Here is a 1330-nt window from a genome sequence, read left to right as displayed (position 1 = left end):
TGAACCGCCCCGGGTCGGGTGGAGGCTCGATTCCATGTAAGGATTGAGTCATGGCACGACCCTCCCGTTACCCGCTTGAGCTGCGCCGTCGTGCGGTGCGCATGGTCGCCGAAGTGCGCGACGACTACCCGAACGAGACGGCCGCCCTGCAGGCGGTCGCGGACAAGCTCGACATCGGCTCCCGCGAGACGCTGCGGAACTGGGTGAAGCAGCACGAGATCGACGCGGGGCAGCGTCCGGGGACGACGACGGAGGAGTCCGCCCAGCTCAAGGCGTTGAAGAAGGAGAACGCCGAGCTGAAGCGGGCGAACGAGATCCTGAAGGCCGCGGCGAGTTTCTTCGCGGCCGAGCTCGACCGGCCACACACGCGCTCGTAGCGTTCATCAACGAGCACCGGGACCGCTTCGGCGGGGTCGAGCCGATCTGCAGGACGCTCACCGCACACGACTGCAAGATCGCCCCTTCCACGTACTACGCCCACAAGAAACGCCTCGACACTCCCTCTGCCCGTTCCGTGCGCGACGAGGAGCTCAAGGAGAGGATCCAGGAGGTCTACACGTCCAACTACCGTGTCTACGGAGCCCGGAAGATCTGGCGCGAGCTGAACCGGCAGGGGCATGCGGTGGCCCGCTGCACCGTCGAGCGCCTGATGCGCGAGCTCGGTATCCAGGGAGCGGTGCGCGGGAAACGCGTCATCACCACGATCCCGGGCGGGCAGGCTGAGCGGGCCCCCGACCTTGTCGACCGCGACTTCGTCGCCAGCGCCCCGAACCGCTGCTGGGTAGCCGACTTCACGCACGTGAAGACCTTCGCCGGCGTCGTCTACGTCGCGTTCGTCGTGGATACCTTCTCGCGCCGGATCGTGGGCTGGTCCGCGGCCACGGTGAAGGAGACGGTGTTTGTGCTGGACGCCCTGGAAACGGCGATCTGGCAGCGCGACCGCGACCAACGCCCCATTCAGCCGGGCGAGTTGATCCATCATTCGGACGCCGGGTCGCAGTACACGAGCTTCCGCCTCGCCGAGCACCTGGACGCCGCCGGCATCGCGGCGAGTATCGGATCCGTCGGTGACGCGTACGACAACGCCCTGATGGAGTCCACGATCGGCCTGTTCAAAACCGAGCTGATCAAGCCCCAGCGGCCCTGGAAGATGCTCTCCCAGGTCGAGCTCGCCACCGCCGAGTGGATCGACTGGTACAACCACCGCCGACTTCACGGTGAGATAGGGCACATCCCGCCCGTCGAATACGAAGCCAATTACTACACCGAACTCACGAAACCCCAGGTCATCACCACAATCTGAGATCTCTACCGAACCCGGGGCGGTTCA

1 protein-coding gene is annotated in these 1330 nt (G+C 65.7%); it reads left to right on the top strand.

Features of this window, described 5'->3' with window-relative positions; genetic code table 11:
• Window positions 1-50: 50 nt before the first annotated feature.
• Window positions 51-1303 (top strand): IS3 family transposase gene (locus ACZ619_RS45860; RefSeq protein ID WP_469612014.1). Its coding sequence is split into 2 segments (ribosomal slippage): window positions 51-333 and window positions 333-1303, totalling 1254 coding nucleotides; the frame shifts between segments, so codons are not numbered across the junction.
• Window positions 1304-1330 lie beyond the last annotated feature (27 nt).

Source organism: Streptomyces sp. NPDC104367, from assembly GCF_055583825.1.
The sequence above is the reverse complement of the archived record's forward strand: the minus strand, read 5'-3'. Positions and strand labels throughout refer to the sequence as shown.